The sequence below is a fragment of the Agarivorans albus genome (assembly GCF_019670105.1).
Taxonomy (GTDB): Bacteria; Pseudomonadota; Gammaproteobacteria; order Enterobacterales; family Celerinatantimonadaceae; genus Agarivorans; species Agarivorans albus.
The window spans coordinates 4291203-4312167 of record NZ_AP023032.1; the positions used below are offsets into that span (position 1 = coordinate 4291203).

Here is a 20965-nt window from a genome sequence, read left to right on the forward strand (position 1 = left end):
TTATTCTATCACCTCGCGGGGATGCGTTGTTGTAACTGAAACAAGCACACAACATCAAACCCCCGCGCTGCAAAGCTCGGGGGTTTTTTGTTAACGGTGGAAAGGAAGTAGTAATGAATGGTGCGCAACAAATTGTAGCGACTCTGAAACAACAGGGCGTTGAACAAGTATTTGGTTATCCTGGCGGGGCAATTATGCCTTTATACGACGCTCTCTACGACGGTGGTGTAAAGCACATGCTTACTCGCCACGAGCAAGGTGCGGCAATGGCAGCGGTGGGTTATGCCCGCGCAGGGTCAACTTCGGGCATTAAAGTTGGTGTGTGTATCGCCACTTCTGGACCTGGCGCAACCAACCTAGTCACTGGCCTTGCCGAAGCGCAGCTAGACTCCATTCCACTTATCGCGATTACTGGGCAAGTAGCCCAGCCAGTAATCGGCACCGACGCCTTCCAAGAAGTAGACGTATTAGGCATGTCGTTATCAGTCACCAAACATAGCTTTATGGTGACCGACGTTAAAGAGCTTAAACGCACCATAGAACAAGCTTTTGAGATTGCCACCAGCGGCCGCCCAGGCCCAGTGCTTATAGATGTGCCTAAAGATGTGCAATTAGCCGAAGTTGAAGAAAGCCTCGCTTACTTGGCTGCTGCCAGCGCTCCTGTAGAACCGGCTGCAGAATTAGTTAGCCAAGCGAAACAACTCATCGCCAGCGCTAAACAACCTATTGTATATGTGGGCGGTGGTGTAGGCATGGCCAATGCTGTTACTGAGTTACGTGAGTTTTTAAATTACAGCAAAATCCCAAGTGTGAGCACGCTAAAAGGGATTGGAGCGATCACCGAAGAACAACCTTACTATTTAGGCATGTTAGGTATGCACGGCACTAAAGCAGCCAACCTAAGTGTTCAAGAAACGGACCTATTAGTGGTGATTGGCGCGCGCTTTGATGACCGCGTTACCGGCAAGCTTGATGAATTTGCACCAAATGCCAAAGTGGTCCACCTAGATGCTGATGCCAGCGAATTTGGTAAACGCCGCACCCCAGATGTTGCACTAGACAGCGACTTAAAGCTAACCCTACCTAAGCTGCATTGCCAAACCGAGATTGATATCTGGCAAGAAAAAGTGGCACAACGCAAACATGATTTTGCTTGGCGTTATGATCACCCAGGCGGGCATATTTTTGCGCCAGCTATGCTTAGCGACTTAAGCAAGATGGTGGATAAAAACACCGTGGTAGCTTGTGATGTTGGCCAACACCAAATGTGGGTAGCCCAACATATGCAGTTTGATGGCCCAGAGAATCATTTATCAAGTGCAGGCCTAGGCACTATGGGCTTTGGTTTACCCGCAGCCATTGGCGCGCAGTTTGCTCGCCCTAACGACACCGTAATTAACGTCTCTGGTGATGGTTCATTCATGATGAATGTACAAGAACTCACCACCATTAAACGCGCTAAGCTGCCGGTAAAAATGCTGTTAATCGACAATAACCGCTTAGGCATGGTTCGCCAGTGGCAAAACTTGTTTTTTGATGGCCGCTTTAGTGAAACGATTCTTGATGACAACCCCGACTTTGTAAAAATGGCCTCGGCTTTTGATATTCCCGGCGAAACCATTAGCAACAAAGTTGATGTACACGCAGCCTTGCAACGGATGCTAGATAGCAAAGGCCCTTACCTACTGCATGTATTAATTGATGCTGAAGAAAACGTATGGCCATTAGTGCCACCCGGTGTGGCCAACGACAAAATGATGGAGGACTGCTAATGCAACATTCACTAACCATTTCTACTCGCCAGCAAGCAGATGTACTAGAACGCGTATTACGAGTGACACGTCACCGCGGTTTTTTAGTACAATCTATGCAAATTGAGCAGTTCAATGACCAAGAGCAGTCTGGATACCGCATTGAACTTAGTGTGACGAGCGAGCGTCCAATAGAGCACCTTACTAATCAATTAGTGAAATTGTTTGACGTTGAGCAAGTGCAATTAACCCAATTACAAGCAGTGGCTTCACCAAAAGCGGCCATTGCCTAAAACAAATAGCAAACACAGATTAACGGAGTAAACCGCAATGCCTAAACTGCGAAGTGCCACCACCACCGAAGGCCGTAATATGGCTGGAGCGCGCGCCCTTTGGCGAGCAACAGGAACCAAAGAAGAAGATTTTGGCAAGCCAATTATCGCAGTGGTGAACTCATTCACCCAATTTGTACCGGGCCACGTTCATCTAAAAGATCTTGGTCAATTGGTTGCACGCTCGATTGAAGACGCAGGCGGTGTTGCTAAAGAATTTAATACCATCGCTGTAGATGATGGTATTGCCATGGGCCACGGCGGCATGCTTTACAGCCTACCTTCACGCGACCTAATTGCAGACTCCGTTGAGTACATGGTAAACGCCCACTGTGCCGACGCCATGGTGTGTATTTCTAACTGTGACAAAATCACCCCGGGAATGCTAATGGCGTCGATGCGCTTAAACATTCCAGTTATCTTTGTTTCTGGCGGCCCAATGGAAGCCGGTAAAACCAAACTTAGCGACCAAATCATTAAGCTCGACTTAGTTGACGCGATGGTAATGGGTGCCGACAAAAACGTATCCGATGAAGACAGCGACAAAGTAGAACGTAGTGCCTGCCCAACCTGTGGGTCTTGTTCTGGTATGTTTACCGCAAACTCAATGAACTGTTTAACCGAAGCGCTAGGTTTAGCCCAGCCAGGTAATGGTTCAATGCTAGCGACTCACGCGGACCGTGAAAAACTGTTTGTAAATGCCGGTAAGCGCATTGTTGATTTGTGTAACCGTTACTACCAGCAAGACGACGAAAGTGTATTGCCGCGCTCTATCGCGACACACAAATCCTTTGAAAACGCCATGACCCTAGATATCGCCATGGGGGGTTCTACTAATACCGTATTACACCTTTTGGCAGCAGCCCAGGAAGCTGGCGTAGATTACAACATGGACCACATGGATGAGCTTTCTCGTAAGGTTCCTCAACTATGTAAAGTGGCGCCATCTACCAACAAATACCACATGGAAGATGTACACCGCGCAGGCGGTATTATGGGTATTTTGGGTGAATTAGACCGCGCAGGTTTACTAAACCGTAACGAACCGAATGTAATGGGCGAAACCTTGGCCGATACCTTAGCCAAGTGGGACATCATGCAAACCCAAGATCAAGCAGTAAAAGAGTTTTACCGTGCTGGTCCTGCAGGCATTCGCACCACTAAAGCCTTTAGCCAAGATTGCCGCTGGGATGACTTAGACGACGACCGCGCCGAAGGTTGTATTCGCAGTTTAGAAAACGCCTTTAGTTTAGAAGGTGGCCTTGCAGTACTAAAAGGTAACCTAGCGCAAGACGGCTGTATTGTTAAAACTGCCGGCGTAGACGACGATAACCTAGTGTTTAAAGGCCCTGCCCGTATTTTTGAAAGCCAAGACGACGCAGTTGCCGGCATTTTAGACGGCACCGTACAAGCTGGCGAAGTAGTATTAATTCGCTACGAAGGCCCTAAAGGCGGCCCAGGCATGCAAGAAATGCTTTACCCAACCTCTTACTTAAAATCGATGGGGCTAGGTAAGAAATGTGCCTTGATTACCGATGGCCGCTTCTCTGGCGGTACATCTGGTTTATCCATTGGCCATATTTCACCAGAAGCTGCGAGCGGCGGTGTGGTTGGCTTAGTTGAGCAAGGCGATATTATTGATATCAACATTCCTCAGCGTAGCATTGTGTTAGAAGTGAGTGATGAAGAACTAGCTAAACGCCGCGCCGCCATGGAAGCCAAAGGCAGCGATGCTTGGAGCCCAATTGGTCGAGTACGTGAAGTAAGCACCTCGCTGAAAATGTACGCCCACTTCGCCACCAGCGCCGACAAAGGTGCGGTACGCGATAAAAGCAAGCTAGATTAAACCGCGCGTCTTGCTTGAATAAACAGCCCGGTTCGCCGGGCTTATTTTTTTATGTTGTCGCCAACATGTATAGGTAATTTATGATGCAACACTTGCCTAGTGCTAACGAATATCTTCGCCGTATATTGCTTTCGCCAGTCTACGAAATAGCCCAAGTTACCCCACTACAGGGTATGCCTAAGCTGTCGCAGCGCAGTGGCAATAATATTTTGCTGAAACGCGAAGACCGACAAAGTGTGCATTCGTTTAAATTACGCGGCGCCTACAACAAAATTGCTCAACTAAATCAGCAACAGCGTGAGCGCGGAGTAGTTGCAGCATCGGCTGGCAATCACGCGCAAGGCGTGGCTATGTCGGCACAGCGACTTAACATTGCCGCGGTGATTGTAATGCCCACCACCACTCCCGATATTAAAGTGGATTCGGTACGCGCCATGGGCGCTGATGTGCGTTTGGTGGGCGATAGCTTTGATGAAGCCTACCAATACTGCAAACAACTGGTTGAAGAACACGGTTACACATTGATCCCTCCTTTCGATGATGTAGACGTGATTGCCGGCCAAGGCACCATCGGCAAAGAGCTACTTGAACAAGACATGCACCTAAATGCGGTATTTGTGCCGGTAGGTGGTGGTGGTATTGCCGCTGGTGTGGCGGTATACATTAAACAGCTAATGCCCCATGTGAAAGTGATAGGCGTAGAAGCCGAAGATTCCGCTTGTTTAAAAGCCGCCTTAGCTGCTGGGAAACCCACTCCCTTAGAACGCGTTGGTTTATTTGCCGACGGCGTAGCGGTTAAATTAATTGGCAGCGAAACCTTTCGCCTGTGCCAGCAATACCTCGACGATGTGATTACCGTAAACTCCGATGAAATATGCGCGGCAGTAAAAGACATTTTTGAAGATACCCGCGCCATTTCTGAGCCTTCTGGTGCACTGGCTCTGGCTGGCTTAAAAGCCTACGCTCAGCAGCACAAACTAGAAGGTGAGCGCTTAGCTGCTGTGCTATCTGGCGCTAACATGAACTTTCATAACCTGCGTTATGTGTCTGAGCGCACCGAGCTTGGTGAGAAAAAAGAAGCAGTATTAGCGGTACGCATTCCAGAGCGCCAAGGCGCTTATTTAGAGTTTGTTGAACACTTGGGCGGGCGAGTCATCACCGAGTTCAACTATCGTTATGCCAGCGAGCAACAAGCCAGCATATTTGTTGGCATTAAGGTGAGCAATAGCGATAAGGAGCTACCAGCGCTGTTAGATAAGCTTGATAGCAGCGGTTATCAAGTGGCCAACTTAAGTGACGATGAGCTTGCTAAGCAACACGTGCGTTATATGGTTGGTGGTCGACCTGGCACCCAACTCAATGAGAAGCTCTACAGTTTTGAGTTCCCAGAACAACCTGGCGCACTGCTTAAGTTTTTGCGCACCCTTGGCCCCCATTGGAATATAACCTTGTTCCATTACCGCAACCATGGTTCAGCCTATGGTCGGGTATTAGCCGGGTTTGAATTACAAGAAAGCGACCAACAAGCCTTTAGTAAACACTTAGAGCAGTTAGGCTTTGATTATCGTGACGAAAGCGATAACACCGCTTATCAATTCTTCCTAGCACACGACTGAGCATAGACTTAATAGCTCATTAATCACTAAATATTGAACTAAGTTATCCAGCCATAAGCATTACTACAGAAGGTTTGCTAAAAACTTTGTTTTTCAGCAAACCACTGGAGACTCTAGTTTATGGCTAAATCATCTACTGCAATCGCCGCACTTATCACGCTTGCTAGTTTTAACCTTTCTGCCGACACCCTCACGTTAAACAATGGCAGCATTCTAGAAGGCACACTGCTGCAGCGAAATAGCCAAGAACTTCAGTTTGAAGTGGCTGGCAATACCATGACCTTTAACACCGCCGATGTGAAAGATCTGCAGCTTTCCTTTGCCAATACTCATACTGACATTAAAACCGATACCAGCTCAGCCGAAACCACTCAGGCTGTTAGCAGCATTCCTGCCGGCACCCCGCTGATGATCAGCTTAGACAGTGCAATTAGCACCCGTGAACATGCCTCTGGCCATCGCTTTAGTGCAAGCTTAGAAAGTGACTTAGCAATTAACGGCCAGCTTATCGCCAAAGCTGGTAGCCCCGTTTATGGCAAAGTATTGCAGAGTGAACAAGCAGGTCGTTTGGCCGGAAAATCTAGCCTAACAATTGCCTTAACCGACATCACCGTTAATGGCCAACGCGTTGCCATTCAAACCAATGCTTTTAATGGCTTAGGTGATGCCCAAGGTAAAAACACCGTGAAAAAAGCCGCTGGCGGTGCAGCCATTGGTGGGTTAATTAATGGTAGTGATGGCGCAAAAGACGGTGCCAAAGTAGGGGCTGGTTTAGCCATCATTACTCGCGGCGGTGCGGTACAAATTCCAGCCAATACCTTGCTAGAATTTCAAACCAGCGCACAGGTAAATATTTAAACCCTGAATAACTGGGTAGAAACACTAATCTGCCCAGTTAAACTTGGTTTCATCAACGCCTTGTTGAGCTTCTTTTAGTCTCTCTTTACGGGCTAGCTCTTCTTCTCGGGCGGCATCTATTTCTTGCATAATAGCTGCAATATCGGCCACGGTATCTTGTTCTACAAACTTGCCGCTAAGCTCGGTGTCGGCTGTCAGCTCACCTTTCTCAAACAAACTCCACATCTCTTTGGCGTATTCAGTATTGGCCAAGGCTGGCGCGAATTGGCTGTAGTAGTCGCGCATGTTGTTAATGTCTCGAGTCAGCATCCATTCAGCATTGTTGTTGGCGGCGGCATCTACTGCTTGGGGCAAGTCAATAATCACGGGGCCATAGGCGTCCACCAACACATTAAACTCCGACAAATCGCCATGAATAAGCCCCACACATAACATCTTCACGATGTAAGAGATGACTAGCTGATGATCTTCAAGCGCTTGTTCCTCACTCATCATCACGTCGTTTAAGCGCGGTGCCACGTAGCCTTCATCATCGGTGACAAGCTCCATAAGCAATACGCCATCAAAACAGCCATAGGGCTCTGGCACTCTCACCCCAGCAGCCGCGAGCTTATACAAAGCATCTACTTCGGCGCTTTGCCACACTTTTTCTTGTTGCTCACGACCAAAGCCCGAGCCTTTTTCCATCGCCCGAGCCCTGCGGCTATTGCGAACTTTACGCCCTTCGCGATACACCACCGCTTGCTTAAAGCTGCGCTGGCTAGCCTCTTTATATACTTTTGCGCAGCGGATCTCGTCGCCACAACGCACTACGTAAACCGACGCTTCTTTGCCGCTCATTAGCTGGCTTTTCACTTCATCAACTAAGCCGTCATCAACTAAAGGCTGGATTCTTTTAGGCGTTTTCATTTATCTCATTTATTCAAAATCGATCGTTTATATAGGCATATTTGCCAAGCCACTTAGCAAAACACAAATCAAACTCTATGTTACGAAGAGGCTAGCCATTGCTTCTGCTGTGCTGGCGAATGATAAGACCACGCAACAAAGCGACTCACCTTATTGCCTTGCCCCATCTTTATAGTTTCATATTGACTCACTTTTGCTTGTTTAAGCGCTTGGTATATCGCCCTCAAGTTTGCCTCTTTCGATACTAAGCTGGTAAACCACAACACTTGTTGCGAAAACTGCTGGCTCTCTGCCACCATGTTTTTAATAAAACTCAACTCTCCACCGGGACACCACAACTCATTGCTTTGACCACCAAAGTTTAGCTTTGATTTGTTTTTAGCATTAGCCTTTAGATTAGTTTGTTTTCTTTGGCTGCCCTTTTGGGCATCTGCAGCCGAGCGGTGAAACGGCGGGTTACACATGCTGAGCTCAAAACGCTCGTTCGCTTGCACAATGCCTTTAAATATCGCTTTTTTATCACCTTGTAAACGCAGCGTGATATTTGCCTGTAAATGCGGATTAGCCGCTAGAATACGCTCTGCTGATTGTAAAGATGCTGCTTCGATGTCACTGCCCACAAATGACCAAGCATATTCGCTAACCCCAACCAAAGGGTAAACACAATTCGCTCCCACTCCTACATCAATACAACGCACTGGGCTGTTTTTAGATAGGCTGCCACCTAAAGAATTAGCCAATAAATCGGCCAAGTAATGAATGTAATCGACACGCCCCGGAATGGGCGGACACAAGTTGTGTTTTGGAATTTCCCAGCCTTGCACCCCATAAAAATGCTGTAACAGTGCCTTGTTTAAACAGCGCACCGCTTCTGGGTCAAAAAAATCTACCGAAGCATCTCCATATTGGTTTTGGGCCACAAAGCGTTTTAACTCGGGACATGACGCAATAAGCGCCGGGAAATCGTAACGCTGTCGGTGTTTGTTACGCGGGTGAAGTTGGCTTTTCTCTCCCGGAGAGGTCGTTTTTTTTGCGCGCATTCGCTTGTTGTAACCAATAAGTTCTAGACAAATAGCATTATAAAGCGAAGTGGGGCTAAAGGCTGCATCTCATTGAATAAAGCATTATTGACAAAAGTGTGACTTAAATAAGTGATATATAAATCAATATAATAGAAAATATCATAATCAATTAGTACTTAATTGATTATTTATAAAGCTGTGCAAAAAAGGTGGCAATAATCAGATCACCACGGCTAAAGTCGCGCTGCATAAGCTTTGTGTTAAGCAAGTTACAAGGAAAGTAAAATGAACAAACACTTGATAAGCAGTGCGCTGTCGCTTGCGATTTTGGCGAGCTTAAATGGCTGTGACTCTAGCTCTGAAGCTATCACCCCAAAAGAAATCCCCGTTGGAGAAGCCAAAGCTGAAAGCCTTTTGGACATGAGCTCGGTGGCCGTGGACGATCAACCAGCATTAGCCGCAGACTGGTATAAAGGCGCAGTTTTTATGGAGATATTTGTACGCAGTTACAAAGACTCCGATGGCGATGGGATTGGAGACTTTAAAGGTCTTACCTCCCAACTGGATTACATTGCAGACTTAGGCGTTGAAGGCATTTGGTTAATGCCCTTTAGCGAAAGCTCTGATAAAGATCACGGTTACGAGGTAGTAGATTACCGTAGCATCGAGAGCGACTACGGGACCCGAGAAGACTTTGATGAGTTTTTAGCACAAGCCCATGCTCGAGGCATTGGTGTAATTGCCGACTACCTCATCAATCACAGTTCAGGCGACAATCCAGTATTTATCGATTCAGATAACAATGCTGGCGGCAAACGCGATTGGTATATGTGGGAGTCAAGTAATCCTGGCTGGACCAACTGGTCAGGAGACCCTTCTTGGCACCAAGGTACATACGGATACTACTACGGTATCTTCCAATCCAATATGCCTGACTACAACTTTGGAAACCAAGAAGTTGTCGATTTCCACTACAACAACTTACGTTATTGGCTAAATGCTGGCATGGACGGTTTTCGCTTCGATGCCATGACTCACTTAGTTGAAAATGGTCCGAATCAGTGGTCTGGACAACCAGAAAATGCCGCCATTATGTACGGTATTCAACAGTTGGTGATGGAAGACTACAGCAATCGTTTTATGATTTGCGAAGATTCAAGTGATTCTCTAGCTGCCGCACAATCAGATTTTTGTGGCTCAGCGTTTTCGTTTTATTTGAATATGGACATCATGCGCAGCGTTAATGCCGGCTCGACTTCAGGCACATACATAGTGGATTGGCTACAACAGGGCAGGCTTAGTAGCATGGGGCTGCTATTAGCAAACCATGACTATTTCGCTGGTACACGAGTATTTGAGCAGTTTGCTGGAAACGAGGCTAAATACCGCTTAGCCGCTGCTACCTTGCTTACACTACCGGGACAACCTTTTGTTTATTACGGGGAAGAAGTGGGCATGGGCCACACCGCCAATAGTGGTGGTGACTACTTACTGCGAGCACCAATGAGTTGGACTGCAGAAGGCGGGTTTACCACCGGTACACCTTACCGCGCGCATGCCCACAATACAGCGGCTTATAATGCTGCTAGCCAAATGGCAGATAGCAACTCTATCTACCACCATTACAAAACACTGATTCAGTTACGCAAAAACACTCCTGCTTTACGCGAGGGAGATATAGAAGTGCTGCTTGATGGTGAAGTACTGGCTTATAGCCGAAGCCTAGCGGATTCAAATGTATTAGTGGTGCTTAACTACAGTGATAGTGCGCAAACGCCGGTTATTCCAGTTGGACAAGCCTCAACACTGTTAAGCCCATTGGCAAACTTTGGTAGTAACGCTGTGAGCACAACCTCATCTGGCCAACTCAACCTAAGCCTTGCGGCTCAAGAAATTCGTATTTACCAATACTAGCTCCTCCCTTTAGCCAAAGCTCCTTGTTAATGCCAAGGAGCTTTTAAACCATAAACGGCTAATGATTGCTCGCGCGGCTGCAATTACACTTAGCTTATTGCCTGTGTAAATAAGCAATGCGCCAGGGCATGCCTAGGGACATTGTTAATTAGCTTCTTACTGAACACATCACGCTATTGTCTCGCGCAATAGTTTCAGCTAGCCTGAACACTCTAGTGAATTACTCATAAGAAGGATCTTACGATGTCTAGCCCGACCTTAATTACCGCTAAGTTTGAGGATATTCCCGCATTAAGCAAGATGTTCATCGATGCTTATGCTAATAACGAAGCAATGCAAGCAGCGCTTCGCAATGATCAGATGGCCGACTACGCTCACGATAGTTATTGGCGCTTTGCCCTAGGCGAGTGGGGAATGAAACAAGGTACGGTATTTACCACCGCTGAGCGCGAAGGCTGCGTGATTATGGTGCCACCAGGGAAACATCAGCCTGATGTGATGCAAAAAGTGGAAGCCTGGGCAATTGTTGCTCGCATGATGGGCGAAGGCAAGCTTGAGCTAGCTAAAGATATTTCTGAACAAATGCTAAGCGGCCCGCTAAACCAAGATTGCTATTGGTTATGGGGCTTAGGGGTTGCTCCTTCAGCTGGAGGAAAAGGCTTAGCGGGTGCCTTAATTAAGCAGGTCACCGATTTAGCCGATGCCGATAACAAAGCCTGTTACGTAGTAGCCTCTAGCGAAAAAGTAGTGCTTACTTTTGAGCGCCGCGGCTTTAAAGTGCTATCGAAAAGCGAAAACTTTCCTTACTGGTTTATGTTACGTCCAGCCCAGGGTTAAATGGTCGCTATAATGTAAACGCACTGATTCACACAGTGCGTTTGCTTTATCTAGTCAATAAACTCCACCAGCCACTCGCCTCCCTGTTGCACCTTTAGTTCTTGCCCGCCAAATCTTAAAGTGGATCCTTGCTGCCATTGAGAGAGCGCTTTGCCATTAAAGTGTATGCTTTTAATCGCCTTGTTGTTGGGTAAGTTAGCCAACTCGAGCTGATATGTTTTGTTTTCAAGCGCACCGGTGAAGCTGCCTTTGGCGGGTTTGACTTGAATACTTAGCCCGTGCTTAACAGTTTGCACATTAAACAATGTGTGTTGAAACTGCTGCTGTTGATAGGCGATGGTTACACCGTCATCTTCAATTAACTGGCCTTTGGCTTGGCCACTATCATCCAGCACCACCAGCAAATCTACCGTTGCTTCATCCTCAACTTGTCGCGGCACTATATGGCCTGCTTTAACAAACAATGGTAAGCGGTATATTTCATCAATATACAAAGGCTGCTTTAACTGCTCACCGCTACTGTTAAGCATTTGCTTGGTGCGGTAATCAAACCATTGTCCTTTGGGCAGATAAACCGAGCTTTGTTTAGCCTTATCTTTGGCTTCCAAGGCTACCAATAATGCATCGCCAATCAACTTCATCGACCCATTCGTTCTTGCTTGCTGGTCTTCTTGATAAGCATAAACTAAGGGGGCAACAACGGCTTTTCCTTCGCGCCACGCTCTGTGTGCAAGGGTGTAATAGTATGGATTTAAGGCATAACGCTGCTTAACATTAAACAGGTTGCTGGCGGTATCGCCAATTCTATCTGGCGCGGTTTCTTTGCAGTTACACAGGTTTTGGGTGTGCGGCCTTACCGGTAAATCGGTAAATAATGCAGCGGCAAACCATTGAGTATATTGCTCATCCCAAGGGGTACCATGAAAGCCGCCAATGTCTGAACCAAAATAATCGATACCCGACAAACTCATGTGCATTTGCGCATTAAAGTGGCTACGTAAGTTAGCTAAATTAACCCCTATATCGCCCGACCACATCGCCACACCATAAGCTTGGCTGCCAGCAGTACCAGAGCGGCTCATGATGAACGGGCGTTGCTGGCGCTGGTTGCGTTGATAACCTTGATAAATACTGCGACTCCACAACAGGTTATACAAATTATGTACACTTTGGTGGTCATGTTTTAGTTCGCCATCGATATTCACCCCGGCATACCAAGCTTTACGGTGGTAGAGCTCGGGCTCACCTAAATCGGTCCAATGGGCAATCACGCCGTCATCAATTAGTGCTTCACGGCGATAGTCATGCCAAAAGGCTGCTCCTTTCTCACTGGAGAAATCCAGCATGCCGCCCTTACCCCACCATGGATTGTCTTTTATATAAGCGGGCTCCATGCAAGGCGGCGCGCAACTGCGGGCTAATGCGCCTGCGTGAGCAAGTGAATAGTACTCATTAAGCTCACCACCAATATAAGGTTCTTCAATAGCCATTACGCCGATACCGCGCTGCTTTAATTCAGCTATTTTTTGCTGATGATTAGGGAAGTTTTTCTCATCCCAAGTAAGTGAGCCCATTTGAGTATGTTTAGAGTTTTGTTTAATACCGCCAAACCACTGCAGATCGAGCACTACACCCGAAAGCGGAAATTGTGCTTTATGTAAGCTAGCGAGTTTACTGTCTAGTTCTTGCCAATTATCAAAACCGTATTCCGACAACCACAAGCCAAACATAGCCTTTGGCGGAACCGGCGGCTTGCCAGTCAACGTTAAGTAACGAGAGCGTAAATCAGCTAGGTTTTCACCGGCAATCAGAATGATTCGCGCTCGCTTACCCTTGCCTTGGATAGAATATGGCGCTTTTGTGAAATCAAATACCAAGGGCTGAACGTGATCAAAAAACAAGGCTAAGTTTTGTTTGCCCTCGCCCAATAAATACATAATCGGAATTTGGGTATTGCCTACCGCACCCTCACCTTGATACACCATGGCATTGCCCATGCGGTTGCCCGGAATACGCTTGCGCCCTATCCAATCGCCGTCGGCATTGCCTTGAGTATTGTGCTGCTGACCAAGACCGTAAATCTGTTGAATACCGCCTTCACTTAAGCTTAACTTCCAGCGACCACTCTTTAGCGACTCGATACATAAATGACTAAGTGTTTGTTTGGAATGCGCAGCGTCGCTTAAAGATAAACAGCGACCGTTTTGCTCAGGAGAGATTTTATACCAAGGACTGGAAGCGGGGTCGACAATAGCTGATAAAGTCTGGGTCTCGATTTTCGAAGCCGCTAACATTAAGCTTGGCTCAAACTGGCTAAGTGTGGCATCGCCAGCCGAGAGAATAACAGTGTGCTCATCTAACACTTTACTTTGCCAAACTGCTTCTGCAGCCTGAGAAATAGCACTAGTTATCGACAACACAAAAGCAGCAGCTAGTTTCGCCGAAAGGTGTAAGCCCGTCTTCATATTTGTTCCTTCAATAAAGGCCTAATAACTAGCAAACCTTACCAGTAAACAAATTCATTAATAACTAAATTAATCAGCATCTTGTAAAAATGTGACTTAGCAAATTAAGGACTTTAATTACCATCAATAACAGCCTTGACAACCTTCATCACTGACGCCTTCGGCAAGCCAAAACAATTCACACCAAACAGCATAATATTTCAACAGCGAAAAACTAGCAGATTGAATACTCTGCAAATTCACATATCTAGCATCTTTTATAGAGCTTGTTGATAAAAATATAGTTTTACTTTAAGAGCCAAATAAAACACATTCTTCTCTCAAAATAACAGCAATAGCTGTCATAAAAATGTAAAGGATTGAAAGCATTATGAACAAATTCGCAGTACTAGGTAGCACAGCCTTAGTATCGTTAGTGTTAAGCGCTTGCGGTGGAAGTGAAAGCGGCAACGACAATGAAACCCCACCAAGTACAGATCCAGTAAGCGGCACTTTTATTGACGCCGCCGTAGAAGGATTATTCTATAAAGCGGCGCCGAGTGGATTAAGTGGCTACACCAACGCTGAAGGTACCTTTGAGGTTAAGCCCGACGATGTAGTGTCATTTTACTTGGGCGGCGAGAACGGCATGTTCATCGGTAACAGCTCTTATCGTAGCGTTGTTTCTCCCTTTGAAGTAACCGCCGATACTGGTTCTGCAATGAACTTAGCGCGAATACTGCAATCATTAGATGATGCGAGTACTGGCAGCATTGTTATTCCAGAAGATATTGCAAAGCCAGCAGCCGACAGCAATACCTTAATTGCGCTCAAGCAAGTGAAACTAAATAACCTAGATTCTGCAGATGCGTTGCTAGAAGAAGTAAGCGCTAGCGAGTGGGTATCAGAACAAGAAGCAGCAGCGCATTTAAGCGAGTCACTAGATGGCATTGAGCGCGGCGACAGTGACGTGATTGATGCGTTTAGTAAGGGAAGTGGCGAGTACTTACGTTTATCTGAAGTAGTTATGACCGGCCAATACGGCGATAACTCAACGGTATTTCAGAATGTTCACATGGATAGAACAATTCCTGATGAGGCATTCAAAAATGCGAGCTTTGGTATAAGCTCTGAGGTGCTGTATCTAGCCGAAGACTCTTTGGTGCTTAAAGCAGGCTCTTCTGATCAACGTTATAGCTCGCAGTGGGCGAAAGAGTTCATTGCCTGTGAGTTAAACGGCGGTGAATTCACCGTGAACAACAATACTCCAGAGTGTTTTAATGCTGATTCAAACACATACTCTGCCGAAGACTTTGCGATTGAACCTGGCTTCCAGTTAGTGGTTAAAGACCCAAGCCAAGTTAACTCTGACGATGAAACAATAGACTACGCAGAAGTGGCTAATTTTGGTGGCTTATTTGCGTGTATGAACGAACAAGACTGTAGCCAAGCAAACTTAAGCACTTTAGGCGAAAGCGAATTTGAAGACGATGGTGAGCTTAAGCAACAAACCTATAGCACCAGCTACGACACTGCTACAGGGATTTACACAGATCAAACCATTGAAGTGACTCTTGACAGTACCGGTAATCAACTAAGAGAAAGCACATCTACCTCATACAGCTACTTGGTTAATCCAAACGTAGACAATGGCGAGCGCTATATCGATTTTAGAGGTACTTGGTTAGCCGAAACCAACATCGCAGGCTGTAGCTTAACTGGTCAAGTTAACTACCAGTTTGGTGAAAGTGAGATTCATGTTGTAGGTAAAGAGTTACATACTCAACAAGGTGGCGAATGTACCTTGGAAGATATGGATGAAACCGTGTCTTACGCAGAGCTAGCTAACATGGCATTTTGGTGGTTTGGCGTTAATGAGGGCCAACAAACCAAAGCAACTCTTGCTCAACTAAACTCTTCTGTTCGCTGGTGTGATGACGACGAAATCATTGAAGGACAATTATGCCAAAGCCCTAAAATTGAGCAGTGGACGTATGTTGCCGCTGGCAAAAACTGGGACCAAGGTGTATTAACATCTAGCGCATTTGTGCAAGGCCAAAAAAGCTTCATCACAACATTTCGAAAAACTAATTAGATAGTTTCATCCAAAAGGCGCTTTAGAGCGCCTTTTCCTTACCATCTAACTTATTGATTTAATTGCCGCTTTAAACGCTGCACGACTTCTGCAGGTACCACCGCTTGTAATTGCAAAATACATAGCTGTGCCTTTCTATCTTTATGCCTTACCTTCATTTCGCACAAGGCAAATAAATGCTGCGGATTGCGTCCGGTATCGTAGGCTTTGTTTAATACTTGCTGCGCTTTGACCAAATCAAAAGCTTCTAAGGATAAGCCGTAAACATACCAATAATGAGCATTACTTGGCTCTAGCTCTGTGGCTTGTGCAAAATAGCTCACCGCTAGCTGCGCCTTTTTTTGCCTCAATAAGCTTAAACCGCTGCTATAGGGGATCGCAGCACTGGCAGGCTGAGCCAAACGCCCTTGCTTGAGTACATTGAATGCGGCCGTTTCATTGCCTAAATGGCGATATAAATCGGCTAAATTAACGTAGCTGTTGGCAAAATAAGGCTCTATTTTAATTGCTTGTAAATAGCTAGCTTCCGCCTCATTAAACTCGCCAGTAGCAAGGTAAACACCGGCTAGATTGTTCAGTGCAAATGCACGGTCGGCATTGACTAACTGAACCTCTTGGTATTCCTTAAGTGCTGGCCATAATTGCTGTTGCTGTTGCTTAGTTAAACTTGCCCAGCCTTTAACCAAGCTAGCAGCAGTCTCACTTCTTACTGCTAGGGTTGAGTCATCCAGTAGAGGAGACAATAAGCGCCAGCGTTCTGCTATAGGGTAATGCCGAGCACTACTTACTGCCCCTAAACGAATCAACTCGTACTCGCTGCTAACAGCTCGCGCAGTGGCAATCACACTATTACGGCCAGGAAACTGCGCCAGTCGCTCTAGAGCAGAGGCGCGAATAATGCTGCTTTCTAAGGGGTTTTGCGCCACGTAAGCCAAGCCTTGTTCGGCAGAGGGTAAACCTTGGTCTGCAGCAAAAAATGCTTCAGAGAAATGATTATTATCTAAGTAATTTGATTTAGGAAACCATTGCCGCAGCCATTGAAGCGCCCAATTATTGTCTTTATCTTGGTGGCAAGAAGTACACACATTTGGGGTGCCAATCGCCTGACTCAGATCGGGGCGCGGAACTTGCCAACTATGGTCTCGCCGTGGGTCTACCTGCATGTAAGTCGTTGCCGGCATATGACAAGAGCTGCACATTGCAGCCTCACTATCCGCTGGGTGAAAACTATGTTTTTCGGGAGTATATTCAGCCGCTACATGGCACTGCGCACATAGCGCTGGCTCTGCCATTTTTAATTGGCCAGAATGCACATTATGGCAATTACTGCAGCTTACTCCAGCATGCTTCATTTTTGACTGCTGAAATGAGCCCCAAACATACACTTCATCGTATATCTGGCCATCATCATGATAGAGCTCGGCGCTTATCAAGCTGGGTTGATAGCGCTCGAGCAAAGATCCCGCCACGTGGTCATTGCTTTCGCTTATTTGCAAACGGCGGCTGTGGCACTGCGCGCAGACTTTAAGTTGCTGGCTTTGTTGGTGGCTGGCAGCACTCAAAGTAGATTCGCCAGCTTGGTAGGTCCATTCACTCACCGCCGCTTGTAGAGTACGAGAAAAGCCACTGTACTGGCCTAAACTGGCTAGTGCAGCTTGCTTATTGTCACTTTGAGTCCACTTGATGTGGTCGCTGGCGGGGCCGTGGCAAGCTTCGCAGCCAACGTTGATTTCAAACCAAGTGGTATTGTAGGTGTTGCTGCTGCCGTCGTAGCCCTTTTGCAAACTAGTTGAATGACAGTCTGCACACATATAGTTCCAATTTTGCCCAGCATTGGTCCAATAAAATTCATCAGTTTTTTGTTGATTGGGATATAGATGAAACCAACGCTGGCCACCTTGTTGCGTGCTTCTAGAGTCCCAAGCAAAGGGAATGAGCTGCACTCGACCATCGGCAAATTCCACCATGTATTGCTGCAGCGGTTCAAAGCCAAAGGTGTAAGTTATTTGGTAATCGGAAAATTCACCGTTAGGCCCCTCAATATTGACCCAATATTCAGCGCCTTTACGAAAGAAGCGGTTGGTTTTACCTGCAAACTCTAGGCTGGCATTGGCGAAGTCGCCTAGTATCGATTGCTCATCGGCATGGCGCATTGCCATGTCATGATGAGAGCCCTGCCATTGTTGATATTGCGTTTGATGACACTCTATGCAGCTATTGGTTCCGACATATTCAGCCGCCGATATACATAAGCTTACACCTAGCCAAACAAATACAAGCCCAAACAGCCCCTGCCTCATGCCTACCCTTCTCCAAAACTATGGATTATCCAGTCATCAAACTTTGCTAGTACCAAGCTAAAATTACTTATCAAATCAAATATCTAGCAAGGTATAACTAAAAGTGTAGCAAGTCTTGAACAAATGACGTCACAGAGAAGGGCTAAACCACAAATAACTTAAAGAGGCTTAAGGCTAGATGGACGCCAAGCTTTTGCTCATAAACTTGCTGTATGGATCAAGCGGGTAGTTGGCAAAAGGGCCGCAAAACTCAAAACCAAAAGACTGGTAAAGAGCCCACGCTGGAGCAAACGCGGCCATAGAGCCAGTCTCTAAACTCAGTTGCTGATAACCACTTTCTTGGGCGTCTTTGAGAATATGTTTTAGTAACCCAGCAGCCACGCCTTTACGCAAATGTTTACTAGCAGTGCGCATAGATTTTAACTCTGCATGCTTAGCGTCAAGTTGCTTTAAAGCGCCACACCCTGCTAGCTCATCTCCCAACCAAGCACACCAAAACTTCACGCCCTCGGCCTGCAAACCGCTCACATCCAATGCATGAACACTCTCTATTGGAGAGTGGAGCAACATGTCTTGGTGGTGCTCTTCTAGCAATGCGATTACTTGCTCGCCTGTTACATCGTTTAAGCGTATATCCACTGACTATTTCCTAATAACTCAACAAGCCATTAGCATTGAATATATAGGCTTAAAATTCAATCCAATTAACAGTAAGGCGCTGCTGTTTAGCGTTCCATATAAAGCTTTGGATCTGAAATTTGGTTAAACCCAAAACCACGATACAACTCATGTGCATCTTTAGTTGCGAGTTTGAATCGGCGTACGTTTTGTAATTTAGGGTGAGCCATAATCCGGTGCATCATGGCTTTGGCTAAGCCTTTACCTCTATGCTCCTCCAATACAAAGATGTCGGCTAAATAAGCAACGGTGGAATAATCAGAGACAACTCTGGCAAAAGCTACTTGCTGCTGTTTAAGGTCAAAAGCAGCAAAACACATGGAATTATCAATCGACGTTTTAACCGCTCCTTTAGAAATCCCTTTCGCCCAGTAAGAGCTCACCAACACCTCATGAATAAGTGCTAAATCGAGCTGTTCTTTGTTAGTACCAACATAGTATCCCTGTTGCATGCTCAGCCTTCCCTCATTAACCCACCCCACATTGATTGGCGTAAATTTAGTCAGCAATAAGCTAAGCCTCAAGCCCCTCAGGGTAACGTTTGGTAACTTTGCCATCGGCATTTGTAACAATTTGGTAACATTCATTCTAAACACTTACAACGTAAGGCTTTAGGGCATGTAAGAGAAAGATAAGCAAGATAGACCAGATACTCACTTATGCTAAAAATGTGATTTAGATTGGTACCCTGCTGCCGTTTAACATCGGTTTAATGCAACTAGCTTCGATAGCTTAAAGGCTGTAGTAAGGAACAAAAACGCTGCAGAAAGCAGCGTAAAGTAGATATTGAAGGCAAGTCGCGGCAACAGGCGACTTCAACATAAGATTTGTTAGCTTTGAGGAAGCAAATAGAAGTTTGGCTGCCAACGCTCCATATGTATTTCTGGATGGGCTAACTCGGTAAAGCCAAACTGCTGATAAAGGCCATGTGCGTCTTGGGTCGCTAACTTAAAGCGGCGAATCCCCTGTAGCCTAGGATGGGCCATAATGCGATGCATTAGTGCCTTAGCCAAACCCTTACCTTGGTGTTCTTCTAAGACAAAAATATCGGCTAAATAGGCGAAGGTGCTGTAATCGCTAATCACCCGAGCAAAACCAACTTGCTGTTTTTGATAGTTATAAACAGCAAAACACAATGAATTATCGATGGATTGTTCAACCGTAGCGCGAGGGATACCTTTAGCCCAGTAAGACTTAGTTAATACACTATGAATCAGCGAGATATCTAACTCTGCTTGGTTAGTACTTATAAAATAATCTGGATGCATTGACGAATGTCCCCCTGATTGTTCTTGCGCGCCTTTATCTCAAATAATCTACCGATTGTATTACGCTAACACAAGGTTTTAAGGCGTATTTCTTGCGCTTTACGAAATAATCATTAGTCAATTACTAAATCACTCATAATTTTTTGAAGTGACTGTTTTAAAAGCTAAAACCTGCAGGGTATTGATGATAGCCATCAAAATTCTGTTTACTTAAAGGCATGCCCTGCTGACGTAAAATCGCATAGCTCATCGTGTAGTGAAAAAAGAAATTTGGCAGCATATATTGTTGCAGGTATTCACTTGGGCTTAGCGATAATTTAGCAAACCCAGCCTGAGTAGAAATATTACTCGGGGTACTTTGCTCAAATTGTTCAGCTTTTAACTGCTGCAAACACCTTACACTGCTGTGCAATTGCTGCTGCAAACTCTGATAAGAAATAAGCTCTGGGCTAAAGTTTTCGATATCTTGGCCCGCTAAAGGTAAGCAACAACGCAGACTAAAACCAATGGCGGTGCTAATTTGTTGCCCCAATGGAAACATGTCGTCGGCAAGTTTGGCGGCCAATAATTGTGCTTCGCTTAGGCCCTGTTCCTCGGCAAATAACTGCATATCACTAAGTAATTCATCGAGCTGATTTAAATAGTGTAAAAACAGTGGTACCGATAATTGATAAAGCTTATTGGGTTTGGGATCTGTCATGCTGTTCGTCCTTAAACTAAGCCTATGTTATAACGGGTTTAGAAATGATTAATCAAGGTGAAACTCGCATTGTTGGTTTGGAATAAGGTGAAAAACGTACTAACAAGCCTCACTGTAGAGCAACAGCGAATCTGGATTATTTCGCGTCACGATAGCTTAAGCCATCAAGATATTTATCCGCTCAGTGAATCAGACTTAGTGGGGAAAAACTGGCAACAACGTGGCTTTTCCGAACATCACGTAAACCAGATAGAAAGACTAAAACGCGGTGCTTTAATAGAAGTACCTCAGCATACTCATTTAGTAACGATCACCCGAGTTAAATAGTCGCGCTACCATACCAGCCAAAACAGAAAAGGGCCTTACGGCCCTTTTTTTGTTACTCAACAACTATG

17 protein-coding genes are annotated in these 20965 nt (G+C 45.9%); 9 read left to right on the forward strand and 8 right to left on the reverse strand.

Features of this window, described 5'->3' with window-relative positions; translation table 11 throughout:
- Positions 1 to 113 precede the first annotated feature (113 nt).
- The 5 genes from ilvG to K5620_RS19460 all read left to right on the forward strand — a co-directional run bounded on the left by ilvG (position 114) and on the right by K5620_RS19460 (position 6403).
- On the forward strand, positions 114 to 1772 hold the full coding sequence (gene ilvG / locus K5620_RS19440; protein ID WP_016402315.1) for an acetolactate synthase 2 catalytic subunit: 1659 nt from the start codon (positions 114 to 116) through the stop codon (positions 1770 to 1772).
- Positions 1772 to 2044, forward strand: coding sequence for an acetolactate synthase 2 small subunit (gene ilvM / locus K5620_RS19445; RefSeq protein WP_016402316.1), 273 nt, complete (start codon positions 1772 to 1774; stop codon positions 2042 to 2044). The genes ilvG and ilvM overlap by 1 nt, the downstream gene beginning before the upstream one ends.
- Before the next feature lie 37 nt (positions 2045 to 2081).
- The gene (ilvD, locus tag K5620_RS19450; protein WP_016402317.1) at positions 2082 to 3929 is read left to right on the forward strand and encodes a dihydroxy-acid dehydratase; all 1848 of its coding nucleotides are present in this window, start codon (positions 2082 to 2084) and stop codon (positions 3927 to 3929) included.
- Between the two features lie 80 nt (positions 3930 to 4009).
- The gene (gene ilvA, locus K5620_RS19455) at positions 4010 to 5545 is read left to right on the forward strand and encodes a threonine ammonia-lyase, biosynthetic (RefSeq protein WP_016402318.1); all 1536 of its coding nucleotides are present in this window, start codon (positions 4010 to 4012) and stop codon (positions 5543 to 5545) included.
- A 120-nt stretch (positions 5546 to 5665) separates the two neighbouring features.
- Positions 5666 to 6403, forward strand: coding sequence for a hypothetical protein (locus K5620_RS19460; RefSeq protein WP_016402319.1), 738 nt, complete (start codon positions 5666 to 5668; stop codon positions 6401 to 6403).
- A gap of 24 nt (positions 6404 to 6427) precedes the next feature.
- Here K5620_RS19460 and K5620_RS19465 read toward each other — a convergent pair whose 3' ends face one another.
- Both K5620_RS19465 and rlmF read right to left on the reverse strand, forming a co-directional pair.
- Positions 6428 to 7312: a PA4780 family RIO1-like protein kinase gene (locus tag K5620_RS19465; RefSeq protein ID WP_016402320.1), complete on the reverse strand. Its 885-nt coding sequence runs from the start codon at positions 7310 to 7312 to the stop codon at positions 6428 to 6430.
- A gap of 80 nt (positions 7313 to 7392) precedes the next feature.
- Positions 7393 to 8352: a 23S rRNA (adenine(1618)-N(6))-methyltransferase RlmF gene (rlmF, locus tag K5620_RS19470; protein WP_221077422.1), complete on the reverse strand. Its 960-nt coding sequence runs from the start codon at positions 8350 to 8352 to the stop codon at positions 7393 to 7395.
- 267 nt (positions 8353 to 8619) lie between these two features.
- On the opposite strand from rlmF, the gene K5620_RS19475 reads away from it, so the two are divergent.
- Both K5620_RS19475 and K5620_RS19480 read left to right on the forward strand, forming a co-directional pair.
- Entirely contained in the window at positions 8620 to 10248 is a 1629-nt protein-coding gene (locus tag K5620_RS19475; RefSeq protein WP_016402322.1) for an alpha-amylase family glycosyl hydrolase, read from the forward strand.
- A 243-nt stretch (positions 10249 to 10491) separates the two neighbouring features.
- Positions 10492 to 11085 (forward strand): GNAT family N-acetyltransferase, encoded by a 594-nt coding sequence (locus tag K5620_RS19480; RefSeq protein ID WP_016402323.1) that lies wholly within the window; start codon positions 10492 to 10494, stop codon positions 11083 to 11085.
- A gap of 50 nt (positions 11086 to 11135) precedes the next feature.
- Here the strand turns inward: K5620_RS19480 and K5620_RS19485 are convergent, their stop codons facing one another.
- Entirely contained in the window at positions 11136 to 13550 is a 2415-nt protein-coding gene (locus K5620_RS19485; protein WP_016402324.1) for a TIM-barrel domain-containing protein, read from the reverse strand.
- A gap of 370 nt (positions 13551 to 13920) precedes the next feature.
- On the opposite strand from K5620_RS19485, the gene K5620_RS19490 reads away from it, so the two are divergent.
- Positions 13921 to 15624: a hypothetical protein gene (locus K5620_RS19490; protein WP_016402325.1), complete on the forward strand. Its 1704-nt coding sequence runs from the start codon at positions 13921 to 13923 to the stop codon at positions 15622 to 15624.
- Between the two features lie 50 nt (positions 15625 to 15674).
- On the opposite strand, the gene K5620_RS19495 is transcribed toward K5620_RS19490, so the two are convergent.
- From K5620_RS19495 to K5620_RS19515, 5 genes are all read right to left on the reverse strand, one after another.
- Positions 15675 to 17924 carry a multiheme c-type cytochrome gene (locus tag K5620_RS19495; protein WP_016402326.1) on the reverse strand — a complete coding sequence of 750 codons (2250 nt, stop codon included), beginning with the start codon at positions 17922 to 17924 and terminating at the stop codon, positions 15675 to 15677.
- A gap of 174 nt (positions 17925 to 18098) precedes the next feature.
- On the reverse strand, positions 18099 to 18563 hold the full coding sequence (locus K5620_RS19500; protein ID WP_016402327.1) for a GNAT family N-acetyltransferase: 465 nt from the start codon (positions 18561 to 18563) through the stop codon (positions 18099 to 18101).
- A gap of 86 nt (positions 18564 to 18649) precedes the next feature.
- The gene (locus K5620_RS19505; protein WP_016402328.1) at positions 18650 to 19054 is read right to left on the reverse strand and encodes a GNAT family N-acetyltransferase; all 405 of its coding nucleotides are present in this window, start codon (positions 19052 to 19054) and stop codon (positions 18650 to 18652) included.
- A gap of 378 nt (positions 19055 to 19432) precedes the next feature.
- Positions 19433 to 19870, reverse strand: a complete 438-nt coding sequence (locus K5620_RS19510) for a GNAT family N-acetyltransferase (RefSeq protein WP_016402329.1) — start codon at positions 19868 to 19870, stop codon at positions 19433 to 19435.
- 157 nt (positions 19871 to 20027) lie between these two features.
- The gene (locus tag K5620_RS19515; protein WP_016402330.1) at positions 20028 to 20570 is read right to left on the reverse strand and encodes a DUF1993 family protein; all 543 of its coding nucleotides are present in this window, start codon (positions 20568 to 20570) and stop codon (positions 20028 to 20030) included.
- Between the two features lie 87 nt (positions 20571 to 20657).
- Here K5620_RS19515 and K5620_RS19520 point away from each other — a divergent pair, with 87 nt between their 5' ends.
- Positions 20658 to 20897 carry a hypothetical protein gene (locus tag K5620_RS19520; RefSeq protein ID WP_040307303.1) on the forward strand — a complete coding sequence of 80 codons (240 nt, stop codon included), beginning with the start codon at positions 20658 to 20660 and terminating at the stop codon, positions 20895 to 20897.
- The last annotated feature ends 68 nt before the right edge of the window (positions 20898 to 20965 follow it).

Coding starts and splice junctions, on each gene's coding strand:
- ilvD (WP_016402317.1), top strand. CDS start 2,082: ATGCCTAAACTGCGAAGTGCCACCACCACCGAAGGCCGTAATATGGCT.
- K5620_RS19485 (WP_016402324.1), bottom strand. CDS start 13,550: ATGAAGACGGGCTTACACCTTTCGGCGAAACTAGCTGCTGCTTTTGTG.
- rlmF (WP_221077422.1), bottom strand. CDS start 8,352: ATGCGCGCAAAAAAAACGACCTCTCCGGGAGAGAAAAGCCAACTTCAC.
- K5620_RS19505 (WP_016402328.1), bottom strand. CDS start 19,054: ATGCAACAGGGATACTATGTTGGTACTAACAAAGAACAGCTCGATTTA.
- K5620_RS19490 (WP_016402325.1), top strand. CDS start 13,921: ATGAACAAATTCGCAGTACTAGGTAGCACAGCCTTAGTATCGTTAGTG.
- K5620_RS19515 (WP_016402330.1), bottom strand. CDS start 20,570: ATGACAGATCCCAAACCCAATAAGCTTTATCAATTATCGGTACCACTG.
- K5620_RS19465 (WP_016402320.1), bottom strand. CDS start 7,312: ATGAAAACGCCTAAAAGAATCCAGCCTTTAGTTGATGACGGCTTAGTT.
- ilvM (WP_016402316.1), top strand. CDS start 1,772: ATGCAACATTCACTAACCATTTCTACTCGCCAGCAAGCAGATGTACTA.
- K5620_RS19460 (WP_016402319.1), top strand. CDS start 5,666: ATGGCTAAATCATCTACTGCAATCGCCGCACTTATCACGCTTGCTAGT.
- ilvA (WP_016402318.1), top strand. CDS start 4,010: ATGATGCAACACTTGCCTAGTGCTAACGAATATCTTCGCCGTATATTG.
- K5620_RS19480 (WP_016402323.1), top strand. CDS start 10,492: ATGTCTAGCCCGACCTTAATTACCGCTAAGTTTGAGGATATTCCCGCA.
- K5620_RS19475 (WP_016402322.1), top strand. CDS start 8,620: ATGAACAAACACTTGATAAGCAGTGCGCTGTCGCTTGCGATTTTGGCG.
- K5620_RS19510 (WP_016402329.1), bottom strand. CDS start 19,870: ATGCATCCAGATTATTTTATAAGTACTAACCAAGCAGAGTTAGATATC.
- ilvG (WP_016402315.1), top strand. CDS start 114: ATGAATGGTGCGCAACAAATTGTAGCGACTCTGAAACAACAGGGCGTT.
- K5620_RS19495 (WP_016402326.1), bottom strand. CDS start 17,924: ATGAGGCAGGGGCTGTTTGGGCTTGTATTTGTTTGGCTAGGTGTAAGC.